Here is a 16,856-nt window from a genome sequence, read left to right as displayed (position 1 = left end):
AAGCTTGACAGTGCTCCTGTTTTTGGAGAACAAAAAGGGAACATAATCCTTCTCTCTCTGTCTCAAGAGACATGCATCCTGAGCCGCGCCCAAGCATCGCCCTACAAGACCTGCGCAACCGCATCCATCAGCTGGAGATTGGCGGACGGCGCACGGTGCGCGTGCTGCCCTTCGGCATCAGCGAGGTCGACGGTCGGCTGCCAGGTGGCGGGCTGGCGTTGGGGGCCGTCCACGAGGTGGCCGAGGGAGGTGACCTGGGCGTGATCCACGCCGCGGCGGCCACCCTGTTCGCCGCGGGCATCCTGGCCAGAATGACCGGGCCGGTGCTCTGGTGCCTGCGGGCGTCGGACCTGTACGCCCCGGCGCTCTGCCAAGTCGGGCTGGATCCAAACCGGGTCATTTATGCCGAGGCGCCGGATGAAAAGACGCTGCCTCTGCTGGTGGAGGAAGGGCTGCGCCACCGCGGGCTCACGGCCGTGGTCGGTGAACTGGCCAAGCTCCCCATGGTGGCGTCCAGGCGCATGCAAATCGCCGCCGAGCACTCCGGCGTCACAGCCATCATCCTGCGCCGATGGCGCAGCCCGGCCGCCGCTTCCGCCGAGATCGGCCAGCCGACGGCTGCCGTCACCCGTTGGCGGGTCTCAGCCCTGCCGTCCAGCCCACTGCCAGCGCCAGGGATAGGCCGCAGGCGATGGCGGGTGGAACTGGTGCGGTGCCGTGGGGGCGTGGCAGGTGAGTGGGACATTGAGGGCTGCGATGAAGAGGGTCGTCTCGGTCTACCTGCCCACTTGGCCGACGGATCGGCTTCGCGTCAGGGCACGCTCATCGAAGGGACAGCGCGAGCGGTTGGGCTCCGGTTCGGCACTTGAGGCCGACGAGCCGGCCGACAAGCCCTTCGTCGTCGCTTCGACCGGCGCGCAGCGCGTCATCACCGCGGTGGACGTCGCCGCGCATCGGCTCGGCCTACGCCGGGGCATTCCACTCGCGCACGCGCGGGCGATGGTGCCCGACCTGACGGTTGCCGACGCCGATCCTGACTCCGATGCCGAGGGCTTGCACAGGCTGGCCTTGTGGGCGCTGCGCTACAGCCCAATGGTGGCCGTGGACCCGCCAGATGGCCTGTGGATCGACATCACCGGTGCCAGCCACCTGCTGGGTGGCGAGCGCCCGTTGCTCGACGATCTGATCCGCCGCCTTGCCGCGATGGGCGTCACCGCGCGAGCTGCAATCGCCGGCACGCCCGGCGCCGCCAATGCGCTCGCTCGCTTCGGCCATCGGCCAGTGTCTGTGATCGACGATGGGCTGGAGGTGGTGTCCGCGTTGCCGGTGGCCGCCCTCCGGCTGGGGTCTGAGATGACCGTCGAACTCCGACGCCTGGGCTTCGAGACCATCGGCGATCTGGAGGCAACGCCGCGTGCGCCTCTGGCCCATCGTTTCGGCACATTGCCCGGCCGGCGGCTGGATCAGGTCTTCGGCCGCGTTGCCGAACCGATCATGCCTGTCGTACCGGTCGAGACTGTCCAGGCACGACGCAGCCTGGTCGAACCTATCAGCACGGCTGAGGCACTCCAGGCCGTCATCGCGGCGCTGGTGCAGGACCTCTGTGGGCAGTTGGAACAGCATGGGCTGGGCGCCAGGACGCTGGACCTGCTCTGGCACCGCGTGGACGGCACAATGCAGGCTATCCGCGTCGGCACGGCGAAGCCGGTGCGCGCAGCTCCACACCTCACCCGCCTGCTTGTTGAGCGCATCGACAGCGTCGATCCGGGCTTCGGCATCGAGATCGCCATTCTGACCGCGACGCTTGCGGAGCCATTGTCGGCTGAGGAGGTCGGCCGGCTGGTGGCCGGGGAGACCGATCCCGGGACGTTCGACGAGGTGGCCACCATTGCAGGGCTGGTTGATGTGTTGGGCAACCGGATCGGCCACGACCGGGTTTTCCGGTGCGCACCGGTGGAGAGCGACGTACCGGAGCGGTCGGTCACGCGCATCCCCGCCCTGGCGCCGCCGGTACCAGCCGGTTGGCCCTCCAAGTGGCCGCGGCCGGGACGCCTGCTGACGCCACCGGAGCCGATCGAGACGATGGCCCTGATGCCTGATCACCCGCCGATGGCTTTCACCTGGCGCGGCGTGCGCCGGCTCATCAAGCGAGCGGATGGGCCTGAGCGAATCCATGGCGAATGGTGGCGGCGTGACCGCGAGATGGCGGCCGCGCGCGACTACTATGCCGTCGAGGACCATACGGGCGAGCGCTTCTGGCTCTACCGATCCTGGGAAGGCTCCCCGGACACCGGGCCGATGCGATGGTTCATCCACGGGCTGTTCGGATGAGCGCGGCCGAACAGGCGCGGGATCCCGGTGGCTCGACATACGCCGAGCTCCAGGTGACAACCCACTTCAGCTTTCTTCGCGGGGCCAGCAGCTGCGAGGAGTTGTTCTCGCGGGCGGCGGCGCTGGGAATCCCCGCGCTGGGCATCGTCGATCGGCATTCGCTGGCGGGCATCGTCCGCGCCCACGAGGCGGCGCGGCAGACTGGCGTCCGGTTGGTCATCGGAAGCCGGCTTGACCTAACTGACGGTACGGCCCTGCTGCTGTATCCCATGGACCGGGCGGGCTACGGTCGGCTCTGCCGTCTGCTGACGCTCGGCAAAAGCAGGGCAGGGAAGGGGGCCTGCGATCTGTCCTGGGAGGACGTCGCCGATTGGGCCGAGGGCTTGCTGGCCATCCTGGTGCCGGATGAACCGGACGACCGCTGCGCCCGGCAACTGGCGCGGCTGCGCCATACCTTTCCCGGCCGGTGCTACGTGGCCCTGACGCTCCGCCGGCGACCGGGCGATGTCCTGCGGCTGCACCTGCTGTCAGAACTGGCCGCGGCCCACCGTGTGCCGACCGTGATGACCAACGACGTCCTCTATCACGCGCCGGAACGGCGCATCATGCAGGACATCGTCACCTGCATCCGCAAGGGCTGCACCATCGACAGCGCTGGGTTCCGGCGGGAGCGGTACGCCGACCGCTTCTTGCAGCCTCCGTCAGAAATCGCCCGCCTCTTTGCCCGGCACCCAGAAGCGGTGGCGCGGACGCTGGAGGTCGTGGAGCGATGCCGGTTCGGGCTGGACGAGTTGCAGTACCAATACCCGGAGGAGGTCGTGATTCCGGGGCTGACGGCGCAGCAGTCGCTGGAGCGGCTGACCTGGGAGGCGGCGGCACAGCGCTACCCAAATGGTGCCCCTGAGAAGGTGCAGGCGGTGCTCAGGCATGAACTGCGGCTGATCGACCAGCTTGGTTACGCACCCTATTTCCTGACCGTTCACAGCATCGTTCGCTTTGCCCGTTCCCGCGGCATCCTGTGCCAGGGCCGGGGGTCAGCCGCCAACTCAGCTGTCTGCTACGTGCTCGGCATCACCAGCATCGACCCAGAAAAGCACAACCTGCTCTTCGAGCGCTTCGTATCGGCAGAGCGCCGTGAACCGCCGGACATTGATGTCGATTTCGAGCACGACCGCCGTGAGATCGTCATCCAGTGGATCTACGAGACTTACGGCCGCCACCGTGCAGCTCTGACGGCGGTGGTCACCCGGTACAGGGCGCGTGGTGCCGTCCGCGACGTCGGCAAGGTGCTCGGGCTCACCGAAGACGTCACAGCGGCACTGGCAGGGCAGATTTGGGCTTGGTCGGATGAGGGTGTCGAGGAGCAGCACGCGAAGGAGCTGAACCTGAACCTCAAAGACCGGCGTCTGCGTCTGACGCTGGAGCTTGCCCAGCAACTGATGGGCACGCCCAGGCACCTGTCGCAGCACCCGGGCGGTTTCGTTCTCACGCAGGATCGGCTGGACGAACTCGTCCCCATTGAACCCGCGGCGATGGAGGACCGGCAGGTCATCGAATGGGACAAGGACGACATCGACGCGCTGAGGATCATGAAAGTCGACATCCTGGCGCTGGGGATGCTCGGCTGCATGCGCCGGGCCTTCGAGCTGCTGGAGGAGCACAAGGGCATCCGCATGGACTTGGCCGGCATCCCTGCCGAGGACCCGGCGACCTACGCGATGATCCGGCGGGCCGACACACTGGGCGTCTTCCAGATCGAAAGCCGGGCCCAGATGGCCATGCTCCCCCGCATCAAGCCGCGGACCTTCTACGATCTCGTCATCCAGGTGGCGATCGTCCGGCCCGGTCCGATCCAGGGCGACATGGTGCACCCCTACCTGCGCCGCCGTGAGGGGCTGGAGCCGGTGGACTATCCCACGCCGGAACTCAGGGCGGTCCTGGGATCGACGCTTGGCGTTCCGCTCTTCCAGGAGCAGGCGATGCGGGTGGCTATCGAGTGCGCCGGCTTCACCCCCGGCGAGGCCGACCAGCTGCGGCGGGCTATGGCCACCTTCAAGCTCACAGGTGGTGTCAGCAAATTTTCGAGTAAGCTGGTCGACGGCATGGTGGCGCGCGGCTACAGCCGGGAGTTCGCCGAGGGTACCTTCAAGCAGTTGGAGGGGTTCGGGTCATACGGTTTCCCGGAAAGCCACGCAGCGAGCTTTGCGCTGATCGCCTACGCCTCCTCCTGGATGAAGTGCCATCACCCTGAGGTCTTCACCTGCGCTCTCCTGAACGCTCAGCCCATGGGCTTCTATGCGCCGGCCCAAATTGTTCGGGATGCGCGCGACCACGGTGTCGAGGTCCGGCCGGTCGACGTCAACGCTTCACGTTGGGACTGCACGCTGGAGCCGGTGGGGCAGGGCAGGTTGGCCGTCCGCCTCGGACTCCGGCTGGTGAGAGGGTTGGCCAACGCCGCCGGCGCCGGGATCGTCGCCGCCCGCGAGGATCGTCCCTATGGCGACGTTGAGGACCTGTGGCGCCGGGCGGGTGTGCCGGTCGCGGCACTACGCCAGCTGGCGGCCGCCGATGGCTTCGCCGGTATGGGGCTTACGCGTCGAGAGGCTGCTTGGGCCATCCGGGCGCTCCGGGATGAGGCCCTGCCGCTCTTCGCGGCCGCCGGGGCTGCGCAAGAGGCGGTGGAGCCGGAGGTCACCCTCAGGCCCATGAGCGAGGGCAGGGAGGTGGTGGAGGATTACACGATGACGGGCTTGAGCCTGCGCAGTCATCCTGTTGCTCTCCTCCGCCAGGACCTGCGAGGGCAGGGCAGCATCACCTGCGCCGATCTCCCTCGCGCGCGGGACGGACGCAGGGTGACGGTGTCTGGCCTGGTGCTGGTCAGGCAGCGGCCGGGATCGGCCAACGGGGTGCTATTCCTGACGATTGAGGATGAAACCGGCATCGCCAACATCATCGTTTGGAAGAAGCTCTTCGAGCAGCAGCGCCGCATTATCCTGGGAGCCAGCATGCTGGCGGTGAAGGGCCGCGTGCAGATCGAGGGCGAGGTCATCCACCTGATCGCGGAGCAACTGGTCGATCAAACGGACCTACTGCGGTCGGTTGGAAGTAAGGAGATGCCGACGCAGCCTGCCGGCAGGCCTGCACGGGTGTAGCGTCACCAAGGTTCAGGCTGCTTTGTTGGGCCAGGGCCATGGCATGGTTTGGCTAACGCTTTCGACCGGCAGGCCACAGCCGGTGTCGACAGCCACGAGGCGCAAGCCAGCAGCGTCTGGCAGCCCCTCCACCAGTTGGATTGCGCGCTCGGCCGACATGGCCCGAACGTGCCAGACCACGGTGGGGATCTCTGAACTTTCTGGAAACCCCTTAACCCCAAACAGGCGCATCAAGTGCTCCATCATAGGTTGGTTACTGATGCGACTGTACTGTAGCTAGGTCTGTCGATCGATGCACACAAAGTTCTCGTTCTTGATCATGCTTCGCCGGTCTAGCGCTTTGCTATGTAACCCAGGTGCCATACCCGATACCCTTCATCTTCGCTATCATGACACAGAGGCGCTCTGACGGCTTTATTCTCGAAGAACCAGCACGGGTATGTTTTTCCTAACGTATGTTGCCATTCTTTTTTTGCCATCGGTAGCCCAATGGTCTCTGCGACTTCTGCGGCAATCATATCTTCGTCTCTAACATCTATCCAAATATACCTGATCGACTGAGCCTTCCGCCCCTTTGACAACGGGGAGAAATCGACGCTGTAAGGGGAATAAAGGTTACGCGCGACACATTCTAAATTTAGGCGGTCTTGTGTCTTGCCATTCACACGGTCTTGATGCAGTCGCTCTCTAACTTCATCACACCGTACTTCGGAAAATACTCTGCGAACGCTCTCCTCAGACATTCCTGGGCGCACACGCTGCAAATATTCCTTTGCGTATCCGTCGGCCAGCGCGTGAGGAATATTCAATGCGATCAGCAGAGCCGGTAACACAAAGAGCCGCAATGCCACCATCACCTCCAACGTGGAAATAAAACACACATAAGAACTATTATGGAAATAGTCGCTAATCATGCGACATCGCATATTGGGCCGACACTATTCCAGATGTAGCTTCGCCACGCGATAAAAAACGGGCCGCTGCATGGATTCAGCGGCCCAAGTCTAGCGAGGATGGGGTGGGTTCTATACAGCAGGCTGGGATAACGCCGGCTGAACGAGCGCTGCAGGCGGGATTGCCCAAGGCCCGGAAGCGAGATCCTCTTCCCACCGTTCCCATTTGCCAAGTGCCTGGGACACCCGCTCTGCGGTCAGGTAGTACGTGTGCCGGTCCTCAATGCTCAGCTCTGCCGTCCCATCGCGCAGAAACCAGCGCAGATGCTTCGCCTGCCACTGAAAGGGGCCGATCTCGTACTGGCGCCAGATTGACCCAGCGATCTCGGCCGACAGGTACTGGACCAACTCGGCATCAGCGGGGCGCTCCCGGTGAAAGGTGCCCTTGAGGAGTGCTGTGACTTGGCCCCGGGCGTGGGCTTCGCTGATTGGGTTGGCGAGGGATTTCCTCATCGGCGCGCTCCCGAGTGTCGAGCCACGACGATACGGCAGAAGGCTGCGCCTGCGCGCCGGAGAAAGGCAGCGAAAATCATCGCCTTTCCGATCCGTCATCGTTCAGGAGGTTTTGGCGTCCGGCGGCGCGATCAGCTCATCGGCAAGATCGAGGACGTCATCCCACTGCGGCCTCGTCGATTTGCTCAGGCGATGCCGGACGGCCAACTGGTCAAGCGTAACCTCCTCGTCCTCGTATTGGATCGGCACGTTTGCGGAACGCACCAGGGCGCCGGTGATGCCGCCGTCGGCGCGATCCTTCCAGACGAGCAGGGCAAGCCAGCGGTCGCCCGCCGCGTTTTGAACCTCGAAGGCGAACAGCTTCTCGGGGCCAGGGCGCTCGGAGTTGGCCCACAGCCCCTCCCCTGCATCCCCGATCATCTCGTGCACGAAGCTGCCGTATCCGGACAGTGCGGCCAGCAGGGCGGCCAGATCGTCTTCGAACGGACGCATAGCGTTCTCGGTGTTTAAGCTGGACAACGACAGGTCTCCTTTGCTCACGCGCCACGGCGGGGGCGCGGGTGGATGAAGGGTTGGGCGACCGCGTGAGGAACGAACACCATCGCTATGTCCCTCTTGCCGTCGCGGTGCCGGCGGTGAATGCGATGCAGACCGTCGATGACCTGCGTGGTGCCGCCTGCCATACCAACGGTGAGGATCGGCACCTCAGCTTCGGCGGGTGTCATGGTGGCGATCCGGCGTTCATCGCGCTCGAAGAGGGCGACATGGGTCAGCAGCGCCTGATCCAATGGAACCAACTCAGGGGGGAACTTGGATGGTGCGGAGCTCACCAGCGCCAGCAAGCCCTCAACATCGTAGATCTGATCCTCGAAGATGAAGCTGCGGCCGGTGATCTCGGGGATGTCCTCGTCCAGCACCAGAGCCCGGTGCCGCTCCTCCAGGTGCCGGCGCAATCCGTCCTCCGTCTTGTACGGACGCCGGCACTGAGGACAGATCAAGTTGCTCGTGAGCATGGTTGAACCTCGGGTGTGATGACGGTTCCGGCCCGTACCCCAGCCGGAGAAGGTGTTGTGCCGCGACGCCGGGCGCGGCCTGGATGAGCCGCACGATGAACTCGTGGTCTTCCTGCCCATCCAGCAACTCCACCTGCAGAGCCCGTCCCAAGCGCAGATGCGACAGCAGGAGTTCGCGCCAGTCCGCTGCGGCCTGTTCGATGGTTCCGGCGTCGGTGTCCGACCGGGAGGCCCCCAGCCGGCATTCGAGGAAGCCGTCGAGAGTTGGAAGCGGCGGCTCGGTTGACCTCACCCCCTCTGCCGGAGGCTTGGGCCTGACCAGGGCGAGGAAGCGTAGGAACGCGACCAGCTCTGTCGATGACGCGGCAGCAAGCCTCTCCTGACGGCTGATCGTGGACCGCGCTACCGGTGTGCCGCCCAGAAAGTGCAACAGCGCCGCCATGCCAAGCTGGGATTCAATCCCAAGTGCCTTGCGCAGGGCTCGTAGCTCAGGCCCGCTGGCCTGCCCCAGGCCGTAGTTCGTCGCCATGTTTCGTATCCATTCCTATCCAGGGTCGGGGTCCGATCCTGGCCGGCTCCCCTGCCCGCCTCGCCTTCCCGCCGCACTGGCGTTCGACCGCGACATTCGAGGGACGGGGGTGGCGGAGAGGGGGCGAGTTGATTCCCTCCCCTGCTCCTTCGGGGAGCCGGCGGAACCTGCCCGAAGTGCCGGACAGGTTCCTTTCCCGACTTAGGCCGCTTCCGCTGCGTCGGCGTCGTCCTCAGCCACCGGCGCTACGCGGAGAAGCGCGGTCATCACCGACGCATCGGCGGTCGGGACGAAAAAGCGCGTCGCGTACTGGACAATTTCGCGCCGGCAGCCAAGGTCGGCCAGACGCTTGATATCCGACGGCTGGAACCCGACGACCTCGATCCGATACTCGCCGTTGACGCGGGCGCGCTTGAGCTTCCACCCGTTCACCAGATCCAGCCGCACATCGGTAAGAACCGCGTCAATGGCCTCTTCCGGGGTCCAGGCCGTATTCAGATCGGCGCCCAGCTTCGCCAGGGTGGAACGCACGCGTCCGGGATGGATCAGGCGACCAAGGTACTGAGCGCCCGTTTCATCGATCACGCGGAAGACCCGGCCCCCGGCATCCAGGCGGTCCCAGACAGGGAGCAGAACGCCGCAAATGAGGTTCAGATCGTAGCCTTGCAGTTCCTTCGTCGCCCTCGCCTGTTCAAGCCACAGGGTTTCGGCCTCGCTGCTGGACAGGATGGCGAAGGCCTTAGCGGATGACAGATTACGGGCTTCCTCGAAGCGTTCCGAGTAGGGGCCGATAAGCCGGACTTGTGCGATCACGCTCCCTGCGTCGTCCGTCCGGGCGCGGGCCGTGGCGACCGCGAACACCGCCCCCGTGGCGATCTCGCGGACAAAGCCGGTAACCTCCCGCTTCTTGCCACCCATCCGTCCGTCGGCAACGGCATGGAAGGAACGGGGCGTGCGGCGGTGCCATGCCCGGAGGTGAACGTAGTAGGTTTCCGCCTTGGACGACGGCTCGACGTACACGGTCCGCGGCGGGCTCACCACTTCGATGCGATCTGCCCGGTATTCCTCGACGCCCTGGTTATAGACCCCGGCATCAATCGCGGCCTGAACTTGCTCATCAAGGCGATCTTGGAACTCATCAAAGAGCGCGTTCTGGTCGGCCACCTTCAACGCCAACAGGCGGTTGAGGAATTGACGCACCGGAGGGAAGCTGTTGCGAGTGAGGTTCCCTTCCTTATCGGTCAGGCGGAGCCCCAGCTTGCGCTCAAACTCAGCCATGGTGAGCCCGGCAACCGAGCTTCCAATGTGCAGTTCGAGGATGATCTGATTGATTGCCGCCGTGCCGTACTCGCCTTCCAGATTGTCCCGCTCCGACATCAGCCCTTGGCTGCCGGTGTCGCGCTGCCCCTTCGTGAGAGCGCCAAGCGCCCCCAGCCGGCGGGCGATGGACGTAATAAACCGCAGTTGGCCGCGAAGATTGGTCGTGACCAAGATGTATTCCGGGGCCTGCGCTTGATCGGAGCGGTGGGTGCGCCCCAGGGCCTGGGTGCATTCTTTCGCATTCCACCCCGCCTGCAGCACGTAATGACGGCGCAGGCGACGATTGGGGATCTGATTGGACGCGTGAAAATCCACGCCCGTGTTGGCGGCATTGCTGAAAATCAGAATGCGCTTATTGTCGTTGGCGAACGCTTCCATGTCGGCGAGGCGGGCGCCCTCGCTCCGGGCTTGGATCTGGCGCGTCGGCAGACCGGTTTCCGGATCGGCCAGGGTGACGACCCGGCGGGAGCGGCCCGTAATCTCGGCCACGGTTTCCACGCCGAAATGGTCGATGATGGCTTCCAGCGGCCCGTGCGGCACCTTGAGGGAGCCGACGCGGGCCAGCATATCGTCACGCATCATGACCGCTTCTGCGCACACGACGCGGTTCCCCGCTTCGTCGATTACGGGGCGGGTCCGCGTGTTGCCCTCTTCGTCGGTGTATTCCTCGTAGGCGTGAATGGGGAACGACGCCTCCAAATACTGCATCAGAATGTCACGAGGCGTCAGGTCCAGATCGTCGAGAGCTTCCATGGCGCCCTCCTTGGACAGGGCGCGTTCCTGCTGGGCTTCCAGGGTATTCACGAGTTGGACGACCACGGCATGACCGGCGGCTATGTCGCGCTCCATTTCACGGACCGCTGTCGGCAGCTGCATGGACGTGAGAACCTGATTCCAGAAGCGCTGGTTGGCCCCCCAGAATGCCGACAGGGCGGCGCTGCGGGCGCCGGCGTCAGACTTAGAACCCGCTGAGTCCATGGCGGCATCGAGGTTGGAAAGCACGATTTGCCAGGCATCAGCCAAGGTATCGTAGGTTTCCAATTGAGCCGGGGCCAACTCGTGAACCAGCCGCTCAAACTTCACGTCGGCGTACGACAGCGAGCGGGCCGAGAACAAGCCCATGGCCTTCAAATCACGGGCGACGATCTCCATTGAGGCTACGCCGCCGGCCTCGATGCGGTACACGAAAGCCTCTTTGGTGGGAAACGGCGTGCCCGGTCCATAAATGCCGAGGCGATCAGCGAAGCAGAAATTGCGCACTTCGGATGCAGCCGTGGCCGAGATATAGACGACACGCGCCTTTGGTAGCAGACGCTGAATATCGATTCCTGCCAAAGCCGTTTGAGACGCTTTCGTGCGGCCCCTCTCCCCCTTTTCATCCATGGCGTTGCCCATTTTGTGGGACTCGTCCATGGCAAGAACGCCCTCAAAATCTGAGCCCAGCCAGTCGACAATCTGCTGGACCCGCGATTTACCGGGGCGGTTCGACCGCAGTTCTCCGAACGAAACGAGCATCACGCCATGCGCGGCCTTCACCGCCTCGCCCGCCGGGGTGGCGCGCAATGGGAACACCAGGGCCGGATCGCCACCCAAGGCCTTGAAGTCGCGCTTTGCGGCCTTCAAGAGTTTGGTGCTGTCCTTCGTCAGCCAAACATGGCGTTGAACGCCCTTGTGCCAGTTGTCCAAGATAATCGCGGCGATCTCGCGCCCTTTGCCCACCCCTGTTCCATCGCCGATGTAGTAAGCACGGCGCCACGGAACACCATCGGTATGTGCTTCCAGCCATTGAGCGTGCGCTTGACCTGCGTAGCAGACGACTTCCAACTGCGCAGCCGAGATTTTTCCTTCCGCGATCACGTCTTCCGGGAAGCTGGGCACATACCAGATTTCCGGCGGCGTGACCGCCGACATGGCCCAGCTTTCCACGAGCTTTCCCGGATGCGGGGCCGGCGTGGGCAGGCCCAGCTTGGCAGTGTCCAGGCGGGCCGGACGGTAAGCGGCAAAGCGGCTGTCCGCGCCGTCACCGTCGTCGTCCACCTTGGACGTACGGCGCACCGGGGCCAGGAGGCGGATAAGCTGTTCCAGGGTGTCCGCCTGCCCAATGACCGGCGTGGTGTTGTTCGCCGGAACCTTGTCGATCACCACGACGCGGGTTTCGATGCTGGTTCCATGAGCCTTGTAGAGCGCACCACCCACAAGCAGGTTGGCCCGCACGGCGTATTTGGAGCGGATACGCGTGATCCACGAGCCCCGATTGCCGATGGCCCCGGTGTTTTTGCCGGTGATGCAGACGAGACGGCCACCGTTCGGCAGCAGCTTTAGCGCGGCCTCGACGTGTTCGCCGGCCACCGACAGGTCCTTTTTGTCGCCCGTGCGGATCGACCGGCTAAAGGGCGGGTTCATCAGAACCACGGTAGGCGTCAGCTTGCCCGCGAAGATGTTGTGGACCTGTTCGGCATTCTCGCCGGTGGGCTCGTAGCCGAGCGCCCGCAGAACCAGCTTGCGACGGTTGGCGATTTCGTTGACGTGGACCTTAGCTCCGGCGTTGGAGGCATGCACCGCAAGCCCCCCATTCCCGGCGCTGGGCTCAAACACAACGTCGCCTGCAGTCACGCCCGCGGCCCAAGCCAGCGCGTAGGCGTAGGCGGGAGGCGTCGAGAACTGTTGCAGCGCCAGCATTTCCCCATCGCGGCGGGTCTGAGTGGGGAACAGAGCCGCCGCCGCCTCGATTTCTGACGCGATCCGAACGGCGCTGTCCGCATCAACGTCCAGCTTCCAGACGGCAGAGTTGGCGCGAATATGGCGGTTCATCGCCAGTTCCGACGCCTCATAGGCGTCCTTGGCAACGTAAGCGCCCGCGCCCATGGTTCCGCCGAACGCTTCGTCCGCCAGTTTGAAAAGCTCCGCCGACGACATGGCCGCCCCGGCGTTGATCCGTTCCAAGAGGCGATCGGCGAGCAGAGCGTAGCCGCTCACCATCGTTTCATCGCAAGCAGCCGACGCGGGCGGCGGGGGCTCTTCCGGAGCGCAGTCGTTGGCCGGGGGAGCCCACGCCATTGCGGCCAGCGCCGAGGCGTCCAGCGTGCGCACCGTGGACGCCTGTTGCGCCAAGAGATCGCGGCGGTACTTCACCACGCCCACGATGCCGGCGTTCTCATTTGCGAGCTTGAGCAGCACCTTACGCAGGTATTCGCCGGCGGTGTTCAGAACAGGCATTGGCGATGCGGCATGGGCGGGGTCCACAACAAGAACCTCACACCGAATGACCTCGACGTTGAGAGCCGTGAACATGCCGGCGGGCGTGCAGCGAACCTCAATGCCGAAGCCGCGAGGCAGCGTGCCGGCCTGGACGGCGGCACCGACGCTGGAACGGTAGCGGTTCATGACAAGCGAAAAGTCGGGAGCGGATTGCATGCGGGAGCCTCTGCGGGCGGAGTGTGGGGAACACAGCGCCGTTATATCGTACAGAGCGCAGCCATGCAACGATAAATGAAGCGTAACGCTACACTTTAAGCTCCGCCATCTACAAGCGTGAGGTATCTTCAATGTATCGGTCGGACGCGGAGCAATAGTAATGCGTTTTAGGTGGGGTGGTGGCAAGGCGCGCTTCTAATGCAATACTTGATGTCCGAGTCAGACGCTGGCTTGCCCAGTCATCCCTGGTTAGGGCGCCGCCGGCAGCGCCAAGGCGCAAGCTGCGTCGGATCTGGCGCAGGTCACGCATGGGCGAAGGCGGCAGAGCATCACCTAGCGGCAGCTAGTCGTCTGCAGCCCAGAGACCCGCTGCGGCGACTGCGGCAATCTCCGCAACTCTCCATCGCCCGTTCTGGAAGTCCCTCCTAACGGAACCGCTTATCTGAGGCTCCGTTCAGATGAGGGCGTTAACACAAGGATCGAACTATGTCGCCATCGCATCGCAAGATCATGATCAACAGGGCACCGGTGTTGACGCTGTGGGCTGCAGTGGTCGCGGAACGGCTAGGTCTGGACCGTGATGAGGCCCTCACTATGGGAAAGGCTCTATCGGGCCTCACAGCGCATGCCAAAGGTGTCCGGCTGGGAATTTTCGAGCCGACCCCAGAGACGGTGAGCGATCAGCGCAAGGCGCTCCAAGATGGCGAAGAGATCCACCTTCACCTCATGGGACGGTCGGTCCCCGCCGTGCACACCAAGGGCGGCTTGCGTGCGGTCCGTCAAGGCAAGCCGATCACGCCGGCGAGCGTGAACCGGTACTTGGCCGGGAAGTTTGGGGACGACCTGGAGGATGTGCGTCAGGCCATGACGGTGCTGGCCCACTCATTGCCACCGGCGGACCTCGCACGGCAGGCGTTCCGGATGTATGAGGCGTTCCGGCCCGAGGTGAAGGCCGGCACCGCCGGGTGGGGCGCCGAGGGCGAGTTGGACTTGGCGAAGCTCGCCCCGGCTGCCCGTTCGTGACGGACGATACCCTCTGTGCCAACGTTGAGTGAGACAGCCGCCTGCTGAAATGATCGGTAGAGGGCGCTGTTGAGGACCTGATGAGCACACCGACACTCCCCCCTGCTTCCACCACCGTATCCACTCCCGACCCGGAGGTGAGCGAGCGCCCGCAGCGCCGCAGCTTCAGCGTCGCCGACAAACTGCGCGTGCTGGAGGAGATCGACCGCGCCCACCCCAAGGAGATTGGCGCCATCCTGCGTCGTGAGGGGCTGTATTCCTCCAATGTCACCCGTTGGCGCCGCCAACGCGATGGTGGACAGTTGCGCGGCCTCGCCCCGGCCAAGCCGGGGCCGAAGACCCCGCCGACCAATCCTCTGAAAAGCGACGTGGAGCGCCTGGAGCGGGAGAATGCACGCCTGCGTGAGCGCCTCACCCGCGCCGAAGCGGTCATTGATCTCCAAAAAAAACTTTCCGACGTGCTGGGACTTCCGTTGCCCTCGATGGACCACGGCGAGAGCAAATGATGACCGCCATTGAGCAGGCTGCTTCGGCGGTGGACGTCTCCACCGCCTGCCGGGCGCTTGGTGTGCCGCGCGCCAGCTTCTATCGTCATCGCGACCGGCAGCGCCGGGTTGGTCCACCACCGCCATCCCGCCGTCGGCCCCGTCCACCACGCGCGCTGAGCGGCGGTGAGCGCGATCACGTGCTTGACCTGCTGCATGGGGACCGCTTCGTCGATGCCGCCCCGGCCCAGGTCTACGCCACCCTGCTCGATGAAGGGCAGTACCTGTGCTCGGTGCGCACCATGTACCGCCTGCTCGCCGCCAACGATGAGGTGCGCGAGCGCCGCCAGCAGTGCCGGCACCCGACCTACAGCAAGCCCGAACTGCTCGCCACCGGCCCCAACCAGGTGTGGAGCTGGGACATCACCAAGCTGAAGGGCCCGGTCAAGGGCACTTGGCTGTGCCTCTACGTCATCCTCGACATCTACAGCCGCGCCGTGGTGGGCTGGACAGTGGCCTACCGGGAAAGCGCGGCACTGGCCGAGCGGCTGATCCGACAGACGGTGCGCAAGCAGGGCATCACCCGCGACCGGCTGACGCTGCATGCCGACCGCGGGGCGGCGATGAAGGCCAAGGCGGTGATCGAGCTGTTGGCTGATCTCGGCGTGACACGCAGCCACAGCCGACCGCAGCAATCCAACGACAACCCGTTCTCCGAGGCGCAGTTCAAGACGCTCAAGTACCATCACACCTTCCCGGACCGCTTCGGCTCGATCCAGGATGCCCGGGCGTTCTGCCGCGCCTTCTTCGGCTGGTACAACACCGAACATCGACATTCCGGGCTGGCGCTGATGACCCCGCACCAGGTGCACTACGGCGACACCGCTGCGATCCGCGCCGCGCGTCAGGCAGTGCTCGATGAGGGGCATCGCCGCCATCCCGAGCGTTTCGTCCGCAAGCCGCCTGAAGCGCCGGCACCGCCAGCTGCCGTATGGATCAACCCGCCGGCCGAGCCGAAGGCGAGCTGATGCTCAGTCCTGTCATCCCGGTGTTCGGCTGGAGATCGGCCATCCCGCCGTCCCGGCCTGCCATTCAACACGCCGGCGCGCGAGGGGGCGGGCAAGGCTCTTCTCGAGGGACCCGCCTCACAGGGCGGGACGGAAGGGCCTTGTGCGACCTGAGCCCGCCGGCATCCTGCGAGCAGACGGACGCGGCGACCAGTTTGCTGGCGCCTCCGATCACGCAAGTTTCCCGAGCTTGAACTCAAATCTCGGCTGTCTCATTCGCGTTGACACGTTCCGATATGCTCTGTGTATGGCCGGTCTCCCGACGTCGTGCTTCGACGCCGAGAAGCCGCGGCGAGCCAGACCCGCGGAGTATGCATGCGCTGCTCCCTCAGTCTTGGAGTGCCGGACGTGCCGCCTTGAGGTCGCGTGCCCAGCGGACCTTCGGTACCAGGGGCGTTTTGTCGACCCTCTGGCGGCTCCGGCTGTTCCAACTCTTCGGTCGGGTTACGTGCTCGGGTTTCCAGCGGGCGTAGCGGAGGCTCATGCCGGATTCCGTCGAGAGCGTGTATGTGATTATGCGGTCGAACCCCCTCCGGGCAGCCTCAGAGGCCGCCCAGGCATAGAGGGTCGAGCAGGCCTTGTACCGAAGCGTGTCCGGGAGGCTCCGATCAACGCACAGCCGGTTAACCTCCACCCAGGCCGTCTGCGGCAGCATCCGGGCCACTGGCCGTCCAACTGAAACGACGCCTACCAGCGTGTGACCGTTCCAGATGCCAGCGCCATACCGCCAACAGACGGGAGGCGGGCAGTGATCGTGGTGGCGCTGGACGAAGGCTTTCATCCTGGAAAAGGCGATGGGCGCGACTTCCAACTCGCAATCCAAGAGTAGCTGCCCGTCTTGATCGGCCACCCGACGCAGCCGCTCAGCGCCCAGGTGCTCCGCCGCTTGCAGGTTCTGCAGCAGGGACGTGCGGAAGTCCGGATCGGCCATCTCATAAACCAGTTCCTCATAAAGCAGATGGCAGCAGGTGGAGATCATGAAGGAGTGATCCGACCAGATTTCGGCCAGTTCCACGACCTGCGGCTCGCCGCAATGGATGCATGTCGGGATGGTGTAGTCGCGGTCGAAGTCGATGGCGAGCTGGCGATCAGCCTTGGAAAGCATGTTCATTGGCA

The 16,856-nt window shown here is 64.7% G+C and carries 12 protein-coding genes; 6 read left to right on the top strand and 6 right to left on the bottom strand.

The features are described 5' to 3' along the window. Positions 1 to 71: 71 nt before the first annotated feature. The 3 genes from TSO5_RS24920 to TSO5_RS24910 are packed head-to-tail and all read left to right on the top strand — an operon-like array spanning position 72 to position 5,483. The gene (locus TSO5_RS24920; RefSeq protein WP_109154150.1) at positions 72 to 869 is read left to right on the top strand and encodes a damage-inducible protein; all 798 of its coding nucleotides are present in this window, start codon (positions 72 to 74) and stop codon (positions 867 to 869) included. Continuing rightward, a complete protein-coding gene (locus tag TSO5_RS24915; RefSeq protein ID WP_343287127.1) occupies positions 847 to 2,331 on the top strand; it encodes a DNA polymerase Y family protein in 1,485 nt (494 codons plus the stop codon). The genes TSO5_RS24920 and TSO5_RS24915 overlap by 23 nt, the downstream gene beginning before the upstream one ends. Next, the gene (locus tag TSO5_RS24910; RefSeq protein ID WP_109154148.1) at positions 2,328 to 5,483 is read left to right on the top strand and encodes an error-prone DNA polymerase; all 3,156 of its coding nucleotides are present in this window, start codon (positions 2,328 to 2,330) and stop codon (positions 5,481 to 5,483) included. The genes TSO5_RS24915 and TSO5_RS24910 overlap by 4 nt, the downstream gene beginning before the upstream one ends. A gap of 332 nt (positions 5,484 to 5,815) precedes the next feature. Here TSO5_RS24910 and TSO5_RS32360 read toward each other — a convergent pair whose 3' ends face one another. From TSO5_RS32360 to TSO5_RS24890, 4 genes are all read right to left on the bottom strand, one after another. Further along, complete coding sequence (locus tag TSO5_RS32360) at positions 5,816 to 6,397, bottom strand: hypothetical protein (protein ID WP_136706011.1); 582 nt, start codon at positions 6,395 to 6,397, stop codon at positions 5,816 to 5,818. Positions 6,398 to 6,508: 111 nt separating this feature from the next. Beyond that, the gene (locus TSO5_RS24900) at positions 6,509 to 6,889 is read right to left on the bottom strand and encodes a hypothetical protein (RefSeq protein ID WP_109154146.1); all 381 of its coding nucleotides are present in this window, start codon (positions 6,887 to 6,889) and stop codon (positions 6,509 to 6,511) included. Between the two features lie 102 nt (positions 6,890 to 6,991). Then, positions 6,992 to 7,408 (bottom strand): hypothetical protein, encoded by a 417-nt coding sequence (locus TSO5_RS24895; protein WP_136706010.1) that lies wholly within the window; start codon positions 7,406 to 7,408, stop codon positions 6,992 to 6,994. A gap of 17 nt (positions 7,409 to 7,425) precedes the next feature. After that, complete coding sequence (locus TSO5_RS24890) at positions 7,426 to 7,902, bottom strand: hypothetical protein (protein WP_109154144.1); 477 nt, start codon at positions 7,900 to 7,902, stop codon at positions 7,426 to 7,428. Positions 7,903 to 7,957: 55 nt separating this feature from the next. Between TSO5_RS24890 and TSO5_RS24885 the strand changes: the two genes are divergently transcribed. Further along, positions 7,958 to 8,188: a hypothetical protein gene (locus tag TSO5_RS24885; RefSeq protein WP_109154143.1), complete on the top strand. Its 231-nt coding sequence runs from the start codon at positions 7,958 to 7,960 to the stop codon at positions 8,186 to 8,188. Between the two features lie 444 nt (positions 8,189 to 8,632). Here the strand turns inward: TSO5_RS24885 and TSO5_RS24880 are convergent, their stop codons facing one another. Then, positions 8,633 to 13,165, bottom strand: coding sequence for a strawberry notch-like NTP hydrolase domain-containing protein (locus TSO5_RS24880; protein WP_109154142.1), 4,533 nt, complete (start codon positions 13,163 to 13,165; stop codon positions 8,633 to 8,635). Between the two features lie 486 nt (positions 13,166 to 13,651). Between TSO5_RS24880 and TSO5_RS24875 the strand changes: the two genes are divergently transcribed. Then, on the top strand, positions 13,652 to 14,188 hold the full coding sequence (locus TSO5_RS24875; protein ID WP_109154141.1) for a hypothetical protein: 537 nt from the start codon (positions 13,652 to 13,654) through the stop codon (positions 14,186 to 14,188). A gap of 80 nt (positions 14,189 to 14,268) precedes the next feature. Beyond that, positions 14,269 to 15,701 (top strand): IS3 family transposase gene (locus TSO5_RS24870; protein ID WP_247870958.1). Its coding sequence is split into 2 segments (ribosomal slippage): positions 14,269 to 14,638 and positions 14,638 to 15,701, totalling 1,434 coding nucleotides; the frame shifts between segments, so codons are not numbered across the junction. A 367-nt stretch (positions 15,702 to 16,068) separates the two neighbouring features. On the opposite strand, the gene TSO5_RS24865 is transcribed toward TSO5_RS24870, so the two are convergent. Beyond that, positions 16,069 to 16,851: an XF1762 family protein gene (locus TSO5_RS24865; RefSeq protein WP_109154140.1), complete on the bottom strand. Its 783-nt coding sequence runs from the start codon at positions 16,849 to 16,851 to the stop codon at positions 16,069 to 16,071. Between the last annotated feature and the right edge of the window lie 5 nt (positions 16,852 to 16,856).

The sequence above is a fragment of the Azospirillum sp. TSO5 genome (genome assembly GCF_003116065.1).
Taxonomy (GTDB): domain Bacteria; phylum Pseudomonadota; class Alphaproteobacteria; order Azospirillales; family Azospirillaceae; genus Azospirillum.
This window is presented reverse-complemented; position numbering and strand designations above follow the sequence as displayed.